This window comes from Paenibacillus sp. J31R109, assembly GCF_059692055.1.
In genome coordinates, this window is the sequence record NZ_JCAUAR010000003.1 from 421,906 (window position 1) to 442,294 (window position 20,389).

At 46.2% G+C, this 20,389-nt stretch carries 14 protein-coding genes; 2 read left to right on the forward strand and 12 right to left on the reverse strand.

Annotated features, from left to right (window positions below; genetic code table 11):
- The first annotated feature begins 74 nt into the window (after positions 1-74).
- A complete protein-coding gene (locus tag AC58QT_RS11720; RefSeq protein WP_310502840.1) occupies positions 75-830 on the forward strand; it encodes a DeoR/GlpR family DNA-binding transcription regulator in 756 nt (251 codons plus the stop codon).
- A 54-nt stretch (positions 831-884) separates the two neighbouring features.
- Here the strand turns inward: AC58QT_RS11720 and AC58QT_RS11725 are convergent, their stop codons facing one another.
- The 9 genes from AC58QT_RS11725 to AC58QT_RS11765 all read right to left on the reverse strand — a co-directional run bounded on the left by AC58QT_RS11725 (position 885) and on the right by AC58QT_RS11765 (position 14,599).
- Entirely contained in the window at positions 885-2,147 is a 1,263-nt protein-coding gene (locus tag AC58QT_RS11725; RefSeq protein ID WP_497409136.1) for an MFS transporter, read from the reverse strand.
- Between the two features lie 159 nt (positions 2,148-2,306).
- Entirely contained in the window at positions 2,307-3,938 is a 1,632-nt protein-coding gene (nagZ, locus tag AC58QT_RS11730; protein WP_497409137.1) for a beta-N-acetylhexosaminidase, read from the reverse strand.
- Between the two features lie 29 nt (positions 3,939-3,967).
- A complete protein-coding gene (locus AC58QT_RS11735; RefSeq protein WP_497409138.1) occupies positions 3,968-4,783 on the reverse strand; it encodes a carbohydrate ABC transporter permease in 816 nt (271 codons plus the stop codon).
- Positions 4,780-5,664, reverse strand: a complete 885-nt coding sequence (locus AC58QT_RS11740) for a carbohydrate ABC transporter permease (protein ID WP_497409139.1) — start codon at positions 5,662-5,664, stop codon at positions 4,780-4,782. The genes AC58QT_RS11735 and AC58QT_RS11740 overlap by 4 nt, the downstream gene beginning before the upstream one ends.
- Before the next feature lie 14 nt (positions 5,665-5,678).
- Complete coding sequence (locus tag AC58QT_RS11745; RefSeq protein ID WP_497409140.1) at positions 5,679-7,025, reverse strand: extracellular solute-binding protein; 1,347 nt, start codon at positions 7,023-7,025, stop codon at positions 5,679-5,681.
- 94 nt (positions 7,026-7,119) lie between these two features.
- Positions 7,120-8,718, reverse strand: coding sequence for a response regulator (locus tag AC58QT_RS11750; protein WP_497409141.1), 1,599 nt, complete (start codon positions 8,716-8,718; stop codon positions 7,120-7,122).
- Positions 8,715-10,529: a cache domain-containing sensor histidine kinase gene (locus AC58QT_RS11755; RefSeq protein ID WP_497409142.1), complete on the reverse strand. Its 1,815-nt coding sequence runs from the start codon at positions 10,527-10,529 to the stop codon at positions 8,715-8,717. The genes AC58QT_RS11750 and AC58QT_RS11755 overlap by 4 nt, the downstream gene beginning before the upstream one ends.
- A 35-nt stretch (positions 10,530-10,564) precedes the next feature.
- Positions 10,565-11,002, reverse strand: a complete 438-nt coding sequence (locus AC58QT_RS11760) for an OsmC family protein (protein WP_497409143.1) — start codon at positions 11,000-11,002, stop codon at positions 10,565-10,567.
- A gap of 1,830 nt (positions 11,003-12,832) precedes the next feature.
- Complete coding sequence (locus AC58QT_RS11765; RefSeq protein ID WP_497409144.1) at positions 12,833-14,599, reverse strand: methyl-accepting chemotaxis protein; 1,767 nt, start codon at positions 14,597-14,599, stop codon at positions 12,833-12,835.
- A gap of 206 nt (positions 14,600-14,805) precedes the next feature.
- Between AC58QT_RS11765 and AC58QT_RS11770 the strand changes: the two genes are divergently transcribed.
- Complete coding sequence (locus AC58QT_RS11770) at positions 14,806-15,747, forward strand: diacylglycerol/lipid kinase family protein (protein ID WP_497409145.1); 942 nt, start codon at positions 14,806-14,808, stop codon at positions 15,745-15,747.
- Here AC58QT_RS11770 and AC58QT_RS11775 read toward each other — a convergent pair.
- From AC58QT_RS11775 to lpdA, 3 genes are all read right to left on the reverse strand, one after another.
- Positions 15,744-17,930 carry an AMP-binding protein gene (locus AC58QT_RS11775; RefSeq protein WP_497409146.1) on the reverse strand — a complete coding sequence of 729 codons (2,187 nt, stop codon included), beginning with the start codon at positions 17,928-17,930 and terminating at the stop codon, positions 15,744-15,746. The two genes, AC58QT_RS11770 and AC58QT_RS11775, sit on opposite strands and share 4 nt — an antisense overlap.
- Positions 17,931-18,060: 130 nt before the next feature.
- Positions 18,061-18,795 (reverse strand): glycerophosphodiester phosphodiesterase, encoded by a 735-nt coding sequence (locus AC58QT_RS11780; RefSeq protein WP_497409147.1) that lies wholly within the window; start codon positions 18,793-18,795, stop codon positions 18,061-18,063.
- A 175-nt stretch (positions 18,796-18,970) separates the two neighbouring features.
- Positions 18,971-20,386, reverse strand: coding sequence for a dihydrolipoyl dehydrogenase (gene lpdA, locus AC58QT_RS11785; protein ID WP_310502724.1), 1,416 nt, complete (start codon positions 20,384-20,386; stop codon positions 18,971-18,973).
- Positions 20,387-20,389: the final 3 nt, after the last annotated feature.

Consider the following 20,389-nt stretch of genomic DNA (forward strand, 5'->3'; position numbering starts at 1 on the left):
ATTTTTGGCAGAATAAGCATGATTACATAGAATCGTCACTTAGCTTTCCAGACCGAAAGCTGTTAGGGGGTACCATGGGAAAGACCGATGTTCGCCGAGATGCCATCATGCATGCGATCAAAGATAAAGGCTCCATTGCCTTGACCGATATTGTGAAGCAATTCAATGTCTCTGAAGCGACAGCACGTCGTGATTTAGAAATTCTTGAGCAAGAGAAGCGCTGTATCCGCACCTTTGGCGGGGCTGTACTGGAGAGTTTGAAAGTGGAAGTCCCTTTCTTTAATAAAATGGACCTCTATACCGACGAGAAGAAAGAAATCGCTGACAAAGCTCTTCGATACATCGAAGATGGCGATATTATCGGCCTAACCGGCGGAACGACAACAACCTTTATCGCCAAAAAGCTGAACCAATTCAAAAACTTAACCGTCATTACGAATGCCGTGAATATTGCCTACGAGCTCATCGGCACACCAGGGTTGCAGCTGATTTTGACAGGTGGTGTGATTCGCACACAAACCTTTGAATTATCCGGCCCGCTGGCCAATGCCACACTTGAGAACCTAAGCATCCGCAAAACGTTCATGGGCTGTGACGGCATCTCTCTTTCTCGCGGCATGATGATCTACAATGAATTAGAAGCCGAGACGAATCGCCGGATGATGAAACAATCCATGGAAACGTATCTCGTAGCCGATCACTCCAAGTTTAGCCGAAGCTCCCTATTTGTGATAGGCGAAGTACAAGAAGCCGTCGGCATCATTAGCGACTCCTCCATCACGCCCGAAATGAAGCTGGCCTTCAAGGAATCAGGAGCGCCATTTCTTTAAAACAAAAAGCGATATCCCTAGCCATCTGGCCAAGAGATATCGCTTTTTCGTTGATTATTTCATTTCACTGCTCGCCTGTGGAATTGGAGCCGACTTCATTTTCAGAGACGGCACCATAATAAGCACACCAATCACAAAGAGTAACGCCGATGTCAGGTAAATCGATTCTAGTGAGAATGCTGCTTTTAGTGTCCCAGCCAAACTCATGGTAATGACCATGGACCCCATAAAGAGCGGTGTAAGTATACCATTTACGCGCCCGACGAAAGACTCCTCGGTATTCCCAAGGATCAGCGTACTAATTCCGATCTGGATGGCTGGCATCACAAGACCTGAGACGAACTGCATGAGAAGAGCTAACCACACTAGGTGAGTCATCCCAATCATGGCAAAAGTCAGTGCGCTAACTGCCATACCGACCGTGAGCATCGCTTGCGGGGTTATTTTTTTGGCAAAAGCCATTGTAACGCCCCCACCGACGATCATAGCGGCCCCATTGGCTACCATGAACCACTGTAAGTTCGCTTTTTCTAAGCCCAGATGCTCCGTTACAAGGAAGATACCTAAAGGACTTATTAACCCAACCGCCAAACCTGCTGCTGCAAAACAACCACCAAGGATGACAAGCATTCTGTTCTTCATCACATAACGGAAGCCTTGACCCATTTCTGTGAAAATATGCGTTGTCCGCGGCTCGGATGACGCATCATCTTTGCGATCCTTAGGAAGGAAGGTAAGTACGAAGGCTGAGAGCAAGAAGCAAGCTCCCATGATAGCAACCGCCACTTCGATTCCGAAGCGATAGTAGATGAATGAGCCCAGCATAGGTCCCAGAATCATGAATATCGCCATCATCGACTGAAACATGGACATCCCCATTTGCATTTGTGAAGCAGGGACATGTACTTTAAATAGCTTCATATTGGAAGGTTGCGAGAATTGCGAAAGTATGGAGGATACTAAAGTAGCAAAGAAAATCGCCTTCCAAGATCCCATATACAAGGTAATCAAAATAACAAACACAGAAGCTGCGCTAAGCAAATCGCACCAGACCATGGTCAGCTTAGGCCGCCACCGATCGGCGAACGCCCCGCCGATAAAAGAGAAGATAAAGATTGGCGCGAATTCGGCAACAGATATTAAAGATAATGAGTAAGGATCATTATTCGTCATATCTGTCACATAGAGCAGAATTGCGAAGTTACGAATCCAAATTCCGATTTGAAGGAGAACGCCTGAAAGCATAATCGTTTGAACGAATCGATTGCTAAAAAACGATCGCATCGTTGGCTCAGATTGAGCATTTGCAAGACTCATGAGTAAGAATACACCCCTTTGTAAAATAGGTTGCCTGTGTACCGTGAAATGCGTGCATAGTTCCTACGTGAAAGTAGCGTAAAAGTTACACAAGCCTTTCTGATTTTACAAGAAGATGATTCATTTAGCTAGATAATAATTCGCTATACCTAACTTTCCCTATTCCTGTCTCCAACCAATCGGATATTGCTCAGACAAAGTCACAGGTAACCGCCCAACGGCTGCTTCGCGTCCCAGCAGCACATTAGCTAGAGAAACCATCGCCAGTGGGCGATTCTCATAACAAGCATAGTACGTTTTCACTTCAGGGAATTCCAGCAAGTCATATGGATTACGCCCTGCTGCAACAATGAGATGCAGCCCATCCAATTTGGCCAATGCTCTAACCAGCGCTGTTTGCCCCAAGGAGAAGGTTGCATTGTAGGTAACGATAACGACTTGCTCTACGTTTTCACAAAGCTTGATCATCTCTGCAATATCCTCATAACTCGGCTGGAGCCCTAAATAAACTTCACGAACCGGCTCCCCAGTCAACTCAGACAACACGCTGCCCAAAGTTCCCTCGCGATCAACAACCTCATCGATTTCCGTCCCCGATTGCACTTCTGTCCAAATCACGCACGTTTTATCGTTTATTTGCAGATTCTTGCCAACTTCATCCTTAACCTTGGTAATGCTTTTACGACTCAATTCTTTCGCTAGTTCCTGATGCTCAGGTGTCGAGATCGGCCCCTCCGGAATCGGGGTAAGTGTATCAAAACGAATGTCACGCTTATATTTATACGTCATAATACGCAGTACAGACTCATCAAGGCGTGCCTCAGAAATACGACCACTTTCCACAGCGGCAATGACCGCTTCGATTGCAGTAATCTGACGCTCCAACTCATGACTAACGAGCAGAATATCTGCTCCCGCTTCAAACGCACGTACAGCCCCTTCCGCTACGCCAACGCCTTCCGAAATTGCCTTCATCTCTAAACAATCCGTCACGATAAGCCCTTTGAATCCAAGCTCGCCGCGCAGTAATTCTGTCAGGATCTTATAGGACAACGTTGAAGGCACACTGCTATCTTCCAACGATTCAAACACGACATGCGCGGACATGATGGCATCTACGCCACCCTCTATCGCCTTGATGAATGGCGCTAATTCCAGCTCCATTAGTCGCTCCATGCTATGAGGTACAACGGGCAAATCATGATGAGAATCCGCAGTTGTATCCCCATGTCCAGGGAAATGCTTCACCGTTGCAATAACACCCATGTCTTGCAGGCCTTTGACCGCATGAGTTCCCATATCCCCCACAATGGCCGCCGTTTCACCATACGAGCGAACGCCAATGACAGGGTTAAGTGGATTATTATTAATGTCTAAGCAAGGAGCCAAGTTCATGTTCACACCCATTTGACGAAGCTCTTTCCCCATCACCTTCGCGCTGGCGTACACGCCAGACGGTGAAAAGGCTGCACCCAATGCCATATTGCCCGGCAATAATGTTGCTCCTTTTTCGACTCGTGATACCATGCCGCCTTCTTGATCCACAGAGATAAATAACGGTTGCCCGCCGCTCTTCAAACTTACCCCTTGTAAGTCTGACGACAACTGAGCAAGCTGATGCGCATCCATCACATTCCGACGGAAATAAATAACGCCGCCAATCCCATATTGCTCGATTAATTGCTTAATGTGTGAATTAGGTGTCAGGGCATCAAAACCACATGCGAAGAGTTGTCCTACCTTTTGACGTACCGTAAGTGGTTTATGGTTCGTAGTTCGTGCTGTTGACATGTGTGTTCACGCTCCATGAGTGATTTATATTAAGCTTTCAAATTTTCCATAATACCTTTTTGTAAAAGGAGATACATCACGACCACAGGAATTATGCTGATCATGATCGCCGCGCAAAGTGAGCCATAGTTCATATTCAATTGATCATAGAAAGCGACCATACTTACGGGCAGCGTCCGCAGCTTCTCTTTGGTCAAGAACAAATTAGCCATGATGAATTCATTCCAGCTTGTTAGAAAGTTCAGCATAAATACGGTAAACAGGGACGGCATAGATATCGGTACGATAAGTCGCCACAAAAGCCCGTAAATGGAAAGACCATCTATAATGCCCGCTTCTTCCAGTTCATTTGGGATCGAGGTAAGAAAGCTGCTCACCATGAACACAGTCCATGGCAACGCAAGTGTGATATAGGGCAGAATGAGTGCAAACGGGGTGTTGTATATGTGCAAATTCCGCATCAGCATGTAGAGGGGAACTAATAGCGAAGCCGCGGGCACAAGCAGTGCCAAGATCAGAATCCTTTTCAGAACAAGACTTAGCCTTGGGAATGACATGCGTGTTAATGCATAAGCCGTTGCCGTCCCTAAAGCGAGAGAAATAACCGCTGATACTGTGGAATTGATCACACTATTCATAAAATAATGTCCCACATGCGCACCCGTCCAGGCGTTCCAATAATTCGATAATAAGAACTCAGTCGGAAGGGACCATGGGGCCGTAATGATTTCTTTATTGGTTTTAAAAGACGAATTCAGCGTCCACCCGAGTGGGAATAGAATCAATCCTATATAGATCAGCAGAATCACATGCGGAAACACACGACGAAGGAGGCTTCCTCTCACAATCGCACCTCCTCCTGTTTTCTAGTAAGCCAGCTGAATATTGACGTTAACAGTGATGTAAAAAGCAGGATCAACACTGCAATGCTGTTTGCATAGCCATATTCGCCAATCCGATACGCTTTTTTTATCATATAGGAAGCCATAACTTCCGTGATGCCATAGGGATTCCCACCCGTCATGACCACTACGATATCCATCGCTTTCATGCCCCCCGTAATAGATAGAAGCATCATCACGAAAATAACCGGTCTTAGCAGGGGCAGAATTACGTACCATGCTTGTCTGATGCTGCCAGCTCCATCCAATTGGGCAGCTTCAACCAAATGTTTCGGGATGGCGTAGATGGCCGATACCACAAGCACCACGTAAAACCCCATCCATTGCCATGCATTTGTGACTAAAATAGAGAGCATCGCCGTCGCTCCGTCAGCCAACCAGGCATGCTGCCATCTTTTTAAATCGATCGCTTCCAAAGCTTGGTTTAAGAGTCCAGCCTGAGGATGATAAATAAATTCCCAGAGCACACCTATCACCGCTGTCGACAGAATCGTAGGCAGGAAAATCATCGTTTTATAAAACCCGATCCAGCGCTTTATGCGACTCACCAGCAGCGCAATGACAAGTATGATGGGAATTTGAATCCCGATGGAGAAACCGATGAAAGACAGATTATTACGCACAGCAATCCAAAAATAAGGATCTCGAAAAGCATCAATGAAATTGTCCAGCCCATTAAACTTTGCATGGGAGATGCCGTTCCACGAAGTGAAACCGTAACGCAGCGACATGATCATGGGATAGATGAAAAATATCGCGAACATGAACAGTGTCGGTAAAGTAAAGAGTGTGTAGGCCCATGCATTTCTTCCCATTTTGCTCATATGTCATCCTACTACTATTTGGAATGGGTTTCTTCTTTATTCGAAGCCTCCTGCTGCTTCTGCAAATCCGCCATCAACGATGCCGGATCTGTTCTTCCCCCAAGCAGCTCCTGCATTCCGCGCTCAAGCTTTTCACGAACCTTCGTCTGAATGCGGGAATCGAAGGCAGGGAAGGTTCCTTTACTTTTCGCAAATACATTCAAAATTTCAGTAATCAACGGATTTACTTGATTCGTATCTTGCAGCTTCATAGCAGGCGGCATTCCCTCCTCAACGAGCTGCCTTTTCTGCATGGATTCGGTGTACATTTGCTTAATAAATTCTTTGATCGCAATTAGTTGCTCTGGCGTGACCTTCTGAGAGAAGCCATAGGCATTGGACCATCCACCATTAATAAATCCATCACCTGGTCCACCCATGGTAGGGAAGTTCATGAAGCCAACATTCTGAGCAATCACAGATTTCTCTGGATCTAGGAGCGGCGTGTTCGCCCAGCTGCCATCAAACATAAAGGCAGCGCCCCCGCTGCTGAATGTATTCTGCTGTTCCGCATAGGCAAGCGCTAGACTGCCATCTTGGAAGTAGTCCTTCTGAATGAGCGACTGAAACTGTTCAAAAGCTTTCAATACATCGGGGTCCGTCCAATGCTTGCTTCCATTCAGGAAGCCCTCTATCGAATCTGTTCCTGCTGTACGCACCCACATGGTATTAATCATCATATTGATGACCCATGAATCCTTGGCTGCCATGGCAAAAGGGGTGATCTTGGCTGCTTTCAGCTTCGCCGCGGCCGCGACAAGTTCATCCCATGTTTGAGGCGCTTGAATCCCCTGATCGGCCAAAATCTTTTTGTTATAGTATAAGCCTTCCACATAACCAGCCATGGGAATCCCATAAATTTTGCCATTGACGGTGAATTCATCAAAACTATAAAACTTATCCGTTAAGCCTAGCTCTTGTAAGATAGGTGTGAGGTCGAGCAGCCGATTCGCCTTCACATAATCCTTCGTATCCGTGCCACCGAACAGATCAAAAACTTCTGGCGGATTGCCCGCAGCCATTTCTGCTCGCAGCTTTTCGAAACGATTCACCTTATCCTCAACGCCGTCCAGTGTAATCGTCAAGCCAGGCACCTTCGCTTCGGTCGCTTTCACAACCTCCTGCAGCATGGCCAAACGCTTCTTCTGTGTATCTTTCACCTGTGTATGCCGGATGGTTAGCAGAATGGGTGCGTTCTGTCCCGTTTTACCGCCCGCCGTATCACTCTGTGCATCCGAATTGTCATTAAACATACTGCAAGCTGACAATGTGAGGGTGAGAGCTACGGCACCAGCGCTAAACATCAGTGTTCGTTTTCTCATCAACTAGGTTCTCCTTTACGCTTACCATTTAAGTATAATTGAACCCTTATATTTACTAAAGATAGATAAATTCCTAATCTAGGGGCAAATTCCTCTAGTTCCCTTCCTTTCGCTTATCCCGATACTCAGAAGGAATCTCGCCTGTGAACTTTTGAAATACTTTCGTAAAATAACGTCTTTCCATGTAGCCTACGCATTTCCCAATATCCGTAATGCTTTTGTCACTATGCAGCAACAAGGATTTCGCCTGCTCCATCCGATGCTTCGTCACATGCTCCACAAAGGTTTCCCCAAAATGTTGTTTAAATAACAAACTGAAATAGCTGGAACTAATCCCTAGGCTGCCTGCAATATCCTCAATGCCAAAATCCGTCGAATAATTTGTACGCACATACTCTTTGGCCGCAGCCATCAGCAGCTCACTATTCTTTTTCTTGTTCGTCCCTTCCAGCCCGATTGATACAAGCTGTACCATTACCTGCAGGAGATGCGAGATGCTTTCGCTTTTATCCAGTTCACGCCAAATCTGCTCTTCCTCTCCGCTGTCGAGGGCATTCATTTCGCGCAACTCACGCAGGACATGCAAGATCAGATAGTGCAGCATTTGATATACTCTGGCGATTGATCCTTCTGACAATCCTTCCAGCTGCAATTTGAGACGATCCAGCGCATCTTCCGTTTTGAGACGGTTCAACTGCTTCAGTCCGGTTACAATTTCCTCCACCAAAAACCAAAGTGAGCTGTTGGCATCAGCAGATTCTCTCACCTCTTTGTATGGCAGCACAGATTGATGCTTATCTAAATTCAGTTGCATGAAACGTTGCAGCTTTCGATACGTGTCCGCAAGTTGTTGCAAGCCAACAGGCCCAGGAAAATAGCCTACGCTGATCCCTAGCTTCACAGATTGAAGGACATTGTGTTGCAGTTTCGCTGCGACTTCGCTCAGCTTCGACGCCATAGAATCATGCTCAGCACCCTCCCACGCCATCAACAGCGACCATTCCCCTTCACGCATTTGCAAAACAGTAAACTGTGATTCTTCCTCTGCCAAGGAATCTTGCAGGACATTGCGCACGGCAAAGTTCCACAACTTCCGTTCTTGCTCTGTCCAAAGCAGTGATTTCTGCGAGTAATGATCGACGTCAATCATGGCAAAGACATAGCGCAGTGTATCCAAATCACCTTGATCAATGGGAAGCCTTGTGCTCGCCGTAATATCGGTATAGTCTAACAGGATATCCTGCAAAATCTTCTCATAGGCCAAGCTCTTTAGCTTCCCCAATTTGAGGAGTTCTTCTTGCTCGTTCTGTTTTTTAGCTCGAATTTCAACAGCCAATCTACGAATCGAGTTCTCAAGCTCTTCGTAATTGATCGGCTTCAGAATATAATCACTGACACCCACTCGTAGAAGTGAACGCACATATTCAAAGTCCTGATACCCCGTCACCATCAGCACGGTGCAATCTTCATTAATTTCCCGGAGCTTATGGATAAAAGCAATTCCGTCCATTTGCGGCATCCGAATATCACTCATCACGATGTCAGGGATATGCTGCACGCAAAGTTCTAGGGCCTCAAGACCGTTTTTGGCTGTGCCTACAAGATCAATTTCGAGTTCTTCCCAAGGGATGACCGCCTGCAAATTACGTAAAATATTCGGCTCATCATCTGCCAATATGGCTTTCAGTCTCATGTGATATCCCCCTTCCTTTTCGGAATGACAACCTTCATCGTCGTGCCATGACCTTCGAGCGAACAAATAAACATGCCATAATGCTCCCCATATTGAATTCGAACACGATCCGCTACATTGCTTACCCCAAGCCCTCTACGCTCTTCGTTCGATTCCAGAATTTCATGAAAAGGCGTCTCCAGCTCTGTTTTATAATGGAATTTCGTTAATTTCTCATTACTTATGCCGATGCCGTTATCCGTTACATACAACCCAATACGCTCTCCTTCGTCCACGACCTTTATCGTAATCAAGCCCATATAATCAATAGGTTCAAAACCATGCTGCAAACTATTCTCGACAAGCGGCTGAAGCGTCAGCTTCAAAACCTCTTCATGGAGCAGCTCTGGCGGCGCTTCAATCGTATATTGGAACTGATCCTCAAAGCGGAACTCTTGGATTTCCAAATAACTGCGCAAATGCTCAAGCTCTTGTTTCAGCGTAATTTCTTCCCGGTTTTCCATCCCGATCCGCAGCAAATTCCCAAGACGAATGACCATTTGACTAACTTTCTTCCCTTGGTTTTGGATAGCCAGCACATTGATCGACTCGAGTGTGTTAAATAAAAAATGAGGTTTAATCTGCGCTTGCAGCAGCATGAGTTCCGCCTTATTTTTCCGGTCCTGCTGTCGCTTCACCTCGTCGAGTAGATCCTCGACACGTACGACTAGACTGTTAAAACCTCTTGCCAGCGCAGTTGTCTCGTCCTTGCCGCTCACTTCCATCCGTGTAGTCAAATCCCCTCGCTCTACTTTCTTCATAGAATTGAGCATGCGAAGAATCAATTGAATAATCCGTCTTACGAAGACGAGGTTATAAACGAGCGCAAAGAATAAACAAATAAACGTAATTCCTGCTACCAGCTTCATAATCGTCTCAATTTCCCCAGCGACGTATTTCCACGAGGTGACGGATACAACACTCCAGTCCTGAACACCCATCTGATTAATATTCAAATGATACAAGGAAATGAGGCTTTTTTCATTTTGAAAATTGGCTTGGAAACTGTAATTATTCATCCCAAGTTCTAATTTACCTTGGGTTAATTGCAGGATATTGGCTCCTTCTAAACTTTGCTTATTATCGTAAAAAATGAGTCCATTTTTGTTTATCAACAGATAACGCTTGGAGCTTTGTTCATTCGTATTAAAGGATTTGAAAATTTGATCGAGCTCATTAAATTTAAATTTCAACAACATATAGCCGAGATTATCCATCGTCCAAAAGTCTTTCACCATCCGCGCTTGATAAAACTCACCTCGGCCTGAACCGAACTCCTTGAATTCGGATGGTCCTATCCAAATCGGACTGCCGTTCAGCTCTTGAATATGCTTGAACGCCACACTTTGCTGAATCGTCGCCCATGGAATCGCATTCCCACTCGTTCTCCCTGCACTGAAAGATTTGCCTGCATTGTTGTAGATAACAACTGACTGTACTGGGGAGTACGTAAGGATCGAGCCGCGAAGCAGCGTATCAAACGTATTTAAATCATAAGAGGAAAGAGGGTCTGTGTTCGGTTTTGCCGAATCTATCGTGCGATAAATCCCTTGAATACTATCTTTCACCATCCAGAAATCAGAGAAATAGTTCGCTTCCTTGAACATGTAATAAATATTTCGTGAGATCGCTTGCAGCGTTACTTCTGTTAAATCACCGTACTTCTTCTCAATTAGCTGCTGAGAGACCGTGTATACCGCGGACCCGAGTACGAACAATGGGATGATGATAAAAAGCAAAAAACCGATAAATACTTTTTTGTTCAAATTCATCGCTGCACGGCTCTCTTTCTGTATAGGTTGGACATTTAGGCAAAACGGATCTCAGGCTCTACGCTTATAGCGACATTGCCGCGCATTGCTTTACTAATCATACAGGTTTGTTCAGCACGGAATGCGGCTTTGTTTATTTTATCCAACTGCGCTTCTGTCGTATCCGACGGGACAGTGATGAGTGGACGATGAACGATTGCATTTACTTTCATCGTAGGCCGATTATGGACGTAGATCTGGGAGTTGAGCTCTAGGGATTGGATGCCTTCTCGTTGCAAGAGCATGCCTAGTGTAATGACATAGCAGGTTGCCGCGGCACCGAGCAGCAGTTCTTCGGGGTTCGTCCCCACACCAGGACCGTCAAATGGACTAGGTACGGAAATGGGCGATTGGAGGCCATCCGCTTGTATGTGACCTGTGCCATCAAGGCCGCCTGTCCAGGTTGCCATTAGCATAAAGCTTTGTTCTGACATCGCTATCTACGCCTCTTTCTATTCAATACTTACAAAAATTTAATACTTATAAATCTCAATACTTCTCGCAAATCTCTGGTTGATTTGATTTTATTGTAAAGGATGAGAGCACGCTTCACCAGCAGTTTGATGATTTCTGTCAAAAAGCTGCAAATTGGTTGTTCCCCTGTGCACATCAACAACAAAAAAATCGTTCCCGCACCAAATCAGCACGAAAACGATTATCTACAATCAATTGATCTCTATGAAATTGCGTAATTCATGTGTTGGAATCAAAACAATGAAAGCCCTACCTCTCTTCCATCCTTGCGGCTCCAATGACCGCGCCAGTGCGAATTGCGTTACAAACACTTACTGCCGAAACACTTACGTTGCCTCGGGTTTACCATAAATGAGCTGATGGACTGCGCATTGGGAGAAAAACAAACAAGGAGAGGGGGTTACTTTCTTCTCGCTAATCGTTCGTGTGGGGTAAATTGAGGCTAAATATGAAGTGTTTATATGGTTTCATTTCAATCAATTCCAATAGTATATACCAGTTGTACAAGTATGTCAATACACTGGTGATATACGACGTGTGTAATAGCTCCTTCATCGCTCAGCGTCACTCTATTACACCTTCACCTCCGAGACGTCGAATTCCGACGTCTCGATCTACCAACTAGCTACTCCAACACACCTCCACCTACTCAGACGACGATTATTGACTGCTCAGCGTAACTCCACCGCTCATTCATCTCCAAGACGTCGTATTTCGACATCTCAGACTACCAACTAGCTACTCCAACACACCTCCACCTACTCAGACGTCGATTATTGACTGCTCAGCTTCACTCCACCGCTCATTCACCTCCGAGACGTCCAATTCCGACGTCTCAGACTACCAACTAGCTACTCCAACACACTTCCACTTACTCAGACGACGATTATCAACCGCTCAGCGTAACTCCACCGCACATTCACCTCCGAGACGTCTTATTCCGACGTCTCAGTCTACCAACTAGCTACTCCCACACACTTCCAACTACTCAGACGACGATTATCAACCGCTCAGCGTAACTCCACCACGCATTCACCTCCGAGACGTCGTATTCCGACCTCTCAGACTACCAACTAGCTACTCCAACTCACTTCCACCTACTAAGACGACGATTATCTACCGCTCAGCGTAACTCCACCGCACATTCACCTCCGAGACGTCGTATTCCTACGTCTCAGACTACCAACTAGCTACTCCAACACACTTCCACCTACGGAGACGACGATTATCGACCTCTCAGCGTAACTCCACCGCACATTCACCTCCGAGACGTCGTATTCCTACGTCTCAATCTACCAACTAGCTACTCCAACACACTTCTACATACCGAGACGTCGATTATCGACCGCTCAGCGTAACTCCATCGCTCATTCATCTCTGAGACGTCGTATTCCGACGTCTCAGACTACTAACTAGCTACTCCTACACACTTCCACCTACTCAGACGACGATTATCTACCGCTCAGCGTAACTTCACCGCACACTTATCTCCGAGACGTCGTATTCCTACGTCTCAGACTACCAACTAGCTACTCCTACTCACTTCCACCTACTCAGACGTCGATTATCTGCCGCTCAGCTTCACTCCAACGCTCATTCACCTCCGAGATGTCGTTTTCCGACGTCTCAGTCTACCGACTACCTACTCCTACTCACTTCCGCCTACTCAGACGTCGATTATCTACCGCTCAGCTTCACTCCACCGCTTATTCACCTCCGAGACGTCGTATTCCGACGTCTCAGAACAACAAACCAAAAACCCGCAAGCACAATGCCCGCGGGTTCCCCATTTACACCTTAAATTTCTGCAGCGAAATTTGCAATTCCTCCGCCAGTCCTGCCAGCGACTTCGCAGAATTTTCAATCTCCTCCGTGGTCGACATTTGCTGCTGACTCGCGGCAGACGTCTCTTGGCTAACGGAGATTCCCGTCTCCGAGACGGAACTCACAATACGCATCACCTGCTCGATTCGCAGGTTCGCATCCACGAGCTGGTGAATGTTCCGATTCACATCTTCCACTTTCATATTTACTTTCTCGACCGAAGTCTCAATATGTACAAACGATTCTTGCGCTTCCTCCGAAATCGTCAAACCCTCTTGCACTTTCCCAGCACCTGTATGCATGGAGCTTACAGCTTGATTAATCTGCCGTTGGATCGAGGATACCAGCTCCGTAATATTACGCGCCGAAGTCGATGACTGCTCAGCAAGCTTACGAACTTCCCCCGCAACGACTGCGAAGCCCCGTCCTGCCTCACCCGCGCGTGCCGCTTCAATCGCTGCATTCAAAGAAAGCAGATTCGTCTGTGTCGAAATCTCATTAATCACATTGACGATTTCACCGATTTTGTGTGCGTTTTTGCCCAAAGCTTCAATTACCACATTTACGTCACGAACCGCGTCTGAAATCTCCGACATCTGCCCCGCGATCGAAACGACCGATTGCTTCCCGTTCTTCGCGGCTCTCGTCGCTTGATTCACAAGCGTGGCAACCACTTGCGCCGACTCATCAATCTGCTTCGTACTCGTTAGCATCAGACCAACAGCCTCATTCGCTTGCGTCACACCCGCAAATTGTTTATCGAAATCCTCCGACAACTGCTGACTGGACGTTGCAACCTGCCTCGCTGCCAATGAGCTTTGTTCCGAGCTTGCCAGAAGCTCTTCTGAGCTCGCGGACAAGGTTAGCGCATTATCAGAGATTTGCATAACTAAGCTGCGCAAGCTCCCCGTCATGACATTAAAGGAATTCGTTAATTTACCAACCTCATCCCCATAAGGGTAGTCCATGTTAACCGATAAATCACCACTGGCTGCCTTTTCCATACTTTCTTGAAGTTTACGAATAGGTGTCGAGATGAGCATATTCAACGTTAACGCACCCAAAGTCATCACAATAATCGCAACGATAATCGTTAAAATAATGACCCAATGCGAAGTCGTCGAATCCGAGCTGCTCGATTTTTGGAATTGTTCCGCAGCAGATTCCTTTAGCCCAACGAGCTTATCTAGCGCTTCAACAGTCTTGTCCCCTTGTGGAGATACTTCATTGTTGTATACTTGATACGCCACTTGATTGTTAAGCGTAGCTTGTTCTATGGTCTTGGTGACGACTTCACGGTATTTCAGATTCAGCTCTTCGAAGCTTTTGAAGGCTTCAGCCTCTTCCGCATTCAGGGCGATCCCCGCGATTTTCGAAACCAAATCTTTATTGGTACCGGTGTTCTCATCAAGCTTCGCTTTCAACTTCGTTTTATATTTCACATCCGTTGACAGCATCATTTCAAGCAAATTAGACTCGGTTTCATTGAAATTTGTTTTTAATTGATTAATCCATTTGACAGATAGCAGACTTTCCTCGTACATTCTAGTAGAATTACTAGACATCTTGTCCATATAATGATAACCGGTAATCCCAACAATTAATAAGAATAGGATTGCAATCGCGTTCATGGCTAACAATTTAAAACGTAGTTTCAGATTACGAAGGATGGACAGGTTGACGTTGAGCTTTCCTGTGTTATGCATGCTGTTCATTTTCGATGTGAATTTCAAGTTTACCCATTCTCCCCCCGAGTGTAAATCAACAACTTTCTTACTCATGGCATTAAACCTAACATAAGTAAAAATTAATTTACCTATGGTTTATTTTACAAAACAGTCTCTCTTATGTAAAGGAAAATTCGTATAAAGCTTACTAGAATACACCTTTCATCTACCAAATCCTACCACTTCATTCAAAAGACAAGGGGCAAATGCACATGTCATCCATCGGAATCATTGTGAACCCGCTTTCAGGCAATGGCAGAGGAGCTAACATCTGGGGAGAAGTCCAATCCTACCTGCAAGCGCATCAAATCTCATTTGTAGCAAAATTGACAACCAAAGCTGGCGAAGCGACCCGGCATGCTATATCTTTGATCCAAGAACATCATGTAGAACGGATTATCATTATTGGCGGGGATGGCACCGTTCATGAAGCAGCAGGCGGTGTTTGGCAGCTTCAAAACAGCCTTAATCCCCACCCAATCTGCTCTATCGCCGTGATTCCAGCAGGGACAGGGAACGATTTCGCGAAGGCCTATGGCATACCCAATCATTCGCTTGAAGCTCTTGAGATTGCATTAACCACACCATCAACGGTGCAAATTGATCTGCTGCATGCCCTTCCTACTCAAGTGGCTGTCAATAGTATTGGCGCCGGCTTTGACGGCATGGTTGCCAAAATTACGAACGAAGCTAGCTACAAAAAATTCCTTAACCGCTTAGGGCTAGGCAAGCTGTCTTATTTCATTTCTATTTTGCGAGTGTTCGCAACCTATCGACCTTCCACAGCATGGCTACAAGTCGACGGCAACGTAACGGAACTACCTGACATGTGGCTGGCAGCGGTAGCGAATATTCCTTTTTATGGAGGCGCGATTCAAATTTGTCCAACAGCTAGTCCAACCGACGGTATGGCGGATGTTGTTGTGATTCAAAGCAAAGGCCGCTTCCGCCTCCTGCCTGTTCTTTTCACGGTGTATCAAGGAAAGCATACCAAGCATCCAGCCGTATCTTTTTATAAAGGAAAATCCATCTCCATTCAGACAGAAAAGCCACTGCTTGTCCAGGCGGACGGGGAATTCGCGGGCTCCACACCGCTTCAAATCGAACTCCTTCCTGCAGCCATTACCGTCATCCGTGCAAAACCCACAGCCTAAACTGTGGGTTTATCCTCATCTATATGGGCAGCTCCGCTTTTCAGCGCCCATTGCTTTAACGTGACATAGTCAATCTTCCCGCTTCCCAATAATGGCAGCTTCTCGATATAACGAAACTCAGAAGGCATATACATGGCCGGTTGCCCTTCATGTCTCATCAATTCACGAAGCGTTTCATGAGGACTCACCTTACTGGTATGAAACACAATGATTCGCTCACCTTTTCGTCGATCAGGCACATGTACTGCAGCACAAACCGCAGGTGACATCAAAACCTTCGACACCAGCTCTTCCACCATAAGAAGCGAGACTTTTTCACCACCAATTTTAGCAAAAGACTGCAAACGTGCTTGAATGAACAAGTACCCTTGATCATCCAAGGTTACAATATCCCCGGTACTATACCACTCAGAAGCAGGAACGAAGCCTTTACTATGAATCAAATACCCCTTCATCACATTCGGACCTCTAACGAGCAAATGGCCTCCTGTCGCAATTCCTTCCACTTCTTCCACCACAGCGTCCATCCCTGGCAGTAATTTACCGACGGATCCTTTCTTCGTGTACATCGGTGTGTTCAAAGAGATAACAGGGGTAGTCTCCGTTGTACCATAGCCCTCCAATATACGAATTCCGAATTTATCCTGCCAAATTTGACGCACTTCCTCTTTCAGCTTCTCAGCACCTGCTACCACATAGCGTAGCGAATGGGCAAAATCATAAGGATGCGCGGTTCTCGCGTACGCACCTAGAAACGTTGACGTGCCGAATAGTATCGTAATATTCCGATCATACACGAGCTCAGGAATCACTTTGTAGTGCAAAGGATTGGGGTATAATACCAACTTAACCCCCGAAAGTATCGGGAGCATCGTTCCCGCAGTTAATCCAAATGAGTGAAACATCGGCATGCTGCCAAGCACGCTATCGGAACTATTAAAAGCGATAACAAGCCTCGCCTGCTGTAGATTCGCGCATATATTACGATGTGTCAGCACAACACCCTTCGGTTTACTTTCACTACCTGAAGTGAAGAGAACAACTTCATTCTGACCAGCACTTACAGGCCCTTTTTTCCGTTGCAAAAAGTCGAACAAACCATGCAGCTTGTCAACTAAAGTGAGCGCTTCCTTCACTTCTTCAAGATAAACAAGTTGAACACAACTACTTACTGCCTGGATAAAATCCGAAAGACCCGCCTTCTCAATGAAAGCCTTCGATGTTAGCACGATGCTCACTTCAGCCGTTTCACAAGCATCCAGCATCGCCTGCCTGCCGGCAGAGTAATTCAATATCGCGGGGGTAATGCCTAATCGAAATAGCGCAAATAACGTCACCACATGCCCCGCGGCATTCGGCAGCAGTACGGCTACACGCTTCTGTCCTTGCAGAAGCTTCCCTAACGGAACCGCAAGTGTATAGCTAGTTAACAGCAGCTTCCGATAAGTTAACACAGAATGGCTCAAGACGTCTTCACAAATGACGGTGGATTGACCATTTTTATGCGCAGCCGACAGCAGTTCATTAAATAAGTTAACCTCTGGCTGAAGTCGGCTTTCCAGCAAATGACTCAATAACTTGTTGCGGACCGCTTCCGTCGCATGCTCCTTTTGAACTTTACGTGTGAACCGGTCATCCCCCAGTGGAACTTGAAAAGCTTCACCAAACGTTATGCTCACCTGTGGAAACCAGTGTTGTTTTATTTTTCCACGCAGATAAGAGAACTTCGAATATTCCAAACCTTCGATCGCAATCGGTACGATACGCGCTTGAGAGCGGAGAGCAAGATACCCGATACCTCCATATATTTTCATCAAGCCACCTGTCGTAGAAATACGTCCCTCTGGAAAAATAACAAGCGGCGTTTCACTTTGGATTGTTTTCAACATTGTACGAACGGAATAGGGATTCAAAGGATCCACCGTGATATGAGCCCTGAAATGGAGCACCCAGGCAAATCGCTTCGCAATAGTCGTATTCACAACAAAGGCCACATCTTTAGGCAAAATTAAGGCCAAAAGCACCGCATCCAACAACGACACATGATTCGGAATAAGCACAGTTTTTCCCGTCATCACGAGACTGTCCATCCCTGTTACTTTCACCTTAAAAGCAAGCAGCACAAACAGACGCAAGCACGGAAGTAAAAGCCTTACTAACGCAACGAACATCCATTTGATCATGGGAATTCCCCCTATTGGTATCTCTCGCGAGTCTGTCAATAGTTCATTGTATGCGGGAAAAAGAAATAAGACCTCGGCATGTGTATGCTTCGGTCCCATTTATTCTTGCTATGTCGTATGAAATCACTTTTTATGTATTCAAATAGGCTTTCAATCGGCCAGGAAAATCGGTAATAATGCCCGTGACGCCGGCGGTGATCATCGTTTGATAGTCGGAAAGTTCATTCACCGTATAGGGATAGACCGCCAACCCCGCTGTCGTTGCCATGGCAATATCCGCTTCATCAAACGAATGATAATGGGGATGCAAGGAGTAGACATCAACCTCAAGCAATTTGGCATAGCCCGCATGGTCAATGAGATTCGCTGCATACAGTAAGCCCACCTTCAACGCTGGTTCTGCCCGTTTTAAGCGCTGAATCACTTTATGGTCAAAAGAAGAAACGACGACATCTTCGTACCGGTCATCCCTCTCTCGCAAGAACGCCAGAAGTGCACTCTCCATGCGTCCTTCGTAAGCATCCTTCACTTCCACATTAATCAGCGTACCCTTCGGCACTAAATCAAATACTTCACTCAGCAGCGGTATGCGTTCCCCTATGAACTTCTCCGAAAACCAAGCCCCTGCGTCTAGTTTCTGAATGTCTTCCCACGATTGATGAGCAATAAGCCCTGAACCATTCGTAGTTCGATTCAACGTCCAATCATGACATACGACGATCTTCCCATCTCTCGTGAGATGAACATCCAGTTCAATTGCCTGAGCCCCTTGCTCCAAGGCTAATGCAAAAGAAGCTAATGTATTCTCTGGGGCTTCCCCCGCCGCGCCGCGGTGACCGATGATAATTGGTTTCGATGTAGGCATGTTCAACGCTCCCAACGTTTTAACTTCCATGACTTGCTCTACAAATTATATAAGCAGTCGATTCGGGGCGTCAATCCACGTATCTCTATTCATAAAAATAGTCCCGTAGAGTGGCTTTGCAGCCATACTCTCGGGACTTTTATCTAAAGGCATAAATACCGTAAGAAACTAAAACTTATTTGCCAAGTTGGTGAATGGGATGTCCAAGTGCGCCTTCAGCAGCATCCATGATCATTTCAGTCAATGTAGGATGTGCATGAATGGTAAGCGCGATGTCCTCCAGATTAGCCCCCATCTCAACCGCAAGAGCAAGCTCTCCGATCAAGTTTGATGCTTCTGGACCAACGATCTGACCACCAAGCAATTGACCTGTTTCTTTGTCGCCAACAAGCTTCACGAAGCCTTGGGCCGCGTTCAAAGAGTTCGCACGTCCGTTAGCTGCGTAAGGGAATTTACCAATGGTAACATTGATACCTTGTGCTTTCGCTTCGGTTTCGCTTAGACCTACACCAGCAATCTCCGGATCGGAGAATACAACAGCAGGCATTGCTTTGTAATCAACGATACTTGTCTGACCCGCAATCGCTTCAGCCGCCACTTTTGCCTCATACGAAGCTTTATGCGCCAGAGACATACCAGGGACTACATCACCGATTGCAAAAATGTGAGGAATGCTTGTGCGACCTTGGTTGTCAACTTCGATCAAACCGCGATCTGTCATTTTCAAACCAATGAGGTCCAAACCAAGCTCGCCGTCAGTGTTCGGACGACGACCTACAGTTACAAGAACGTAATCTGCAGTCACTTGTTTTTCTTCACCTTTTACAGTAAATGTAACTGTTACATCGTTGTCTGTTTTGGTGCAGGATTGCGCTAACGCTTCGGTATGAACCTCTACGCCAACTTTCTCCAAGTTCTTAGCAACCAGCTTCGTCAATTCTTTCTCGAAACCTGGAAGCACGTGATCAGAACCTTCCAACACCGTTACTTTCGTACCGAATTTCGCGTACGTTTGACCAAGCTCGATTCCGATATAGCCACCGCCGATAACGACCATGCTTTTCGGAATTTCTGGCAAGTTCAAAGCTTCTGTCGAGGAGATGATTCTTCCGCCGTAAGGGAAAGCTTTCAACTCAATCGGACGGGAGCCTGTTGCGATAATACAGTTTTTGAAACGGTAACGCGGTGCTTCTGCATCATTGAACACACGTGCTTCGTGCTCATTGATAAACATCGCTTCACCTTGGAACGTTTGGATCTTGTTGCCTTTCAGCAATGCACTAACGCCGCCAGTTTGTTTGGCAACGATGCTGTTTTTCCAAGCTTGTACCTTCGCAAAGTCCACTTTCACATTCTCTACGGAGATCCCGATGCTGTCCGCATGCTGAGCGTGCTCATACGTATGCGCTGCTGAGATCAAAGCCTTGGATGGGATACAGCCGCGGTTCAAACATACGCCGCCCCAAGCATCTTTATCAACAATTAGAACGCTTTGCCCAAGTTGTGCAGCCCGGATGGCAGCTACGTAACCGCCAGGGCCTGCACCGATGACTAACAAATCTATATCTAGAGAAGCATCTCCCACTACCATGTT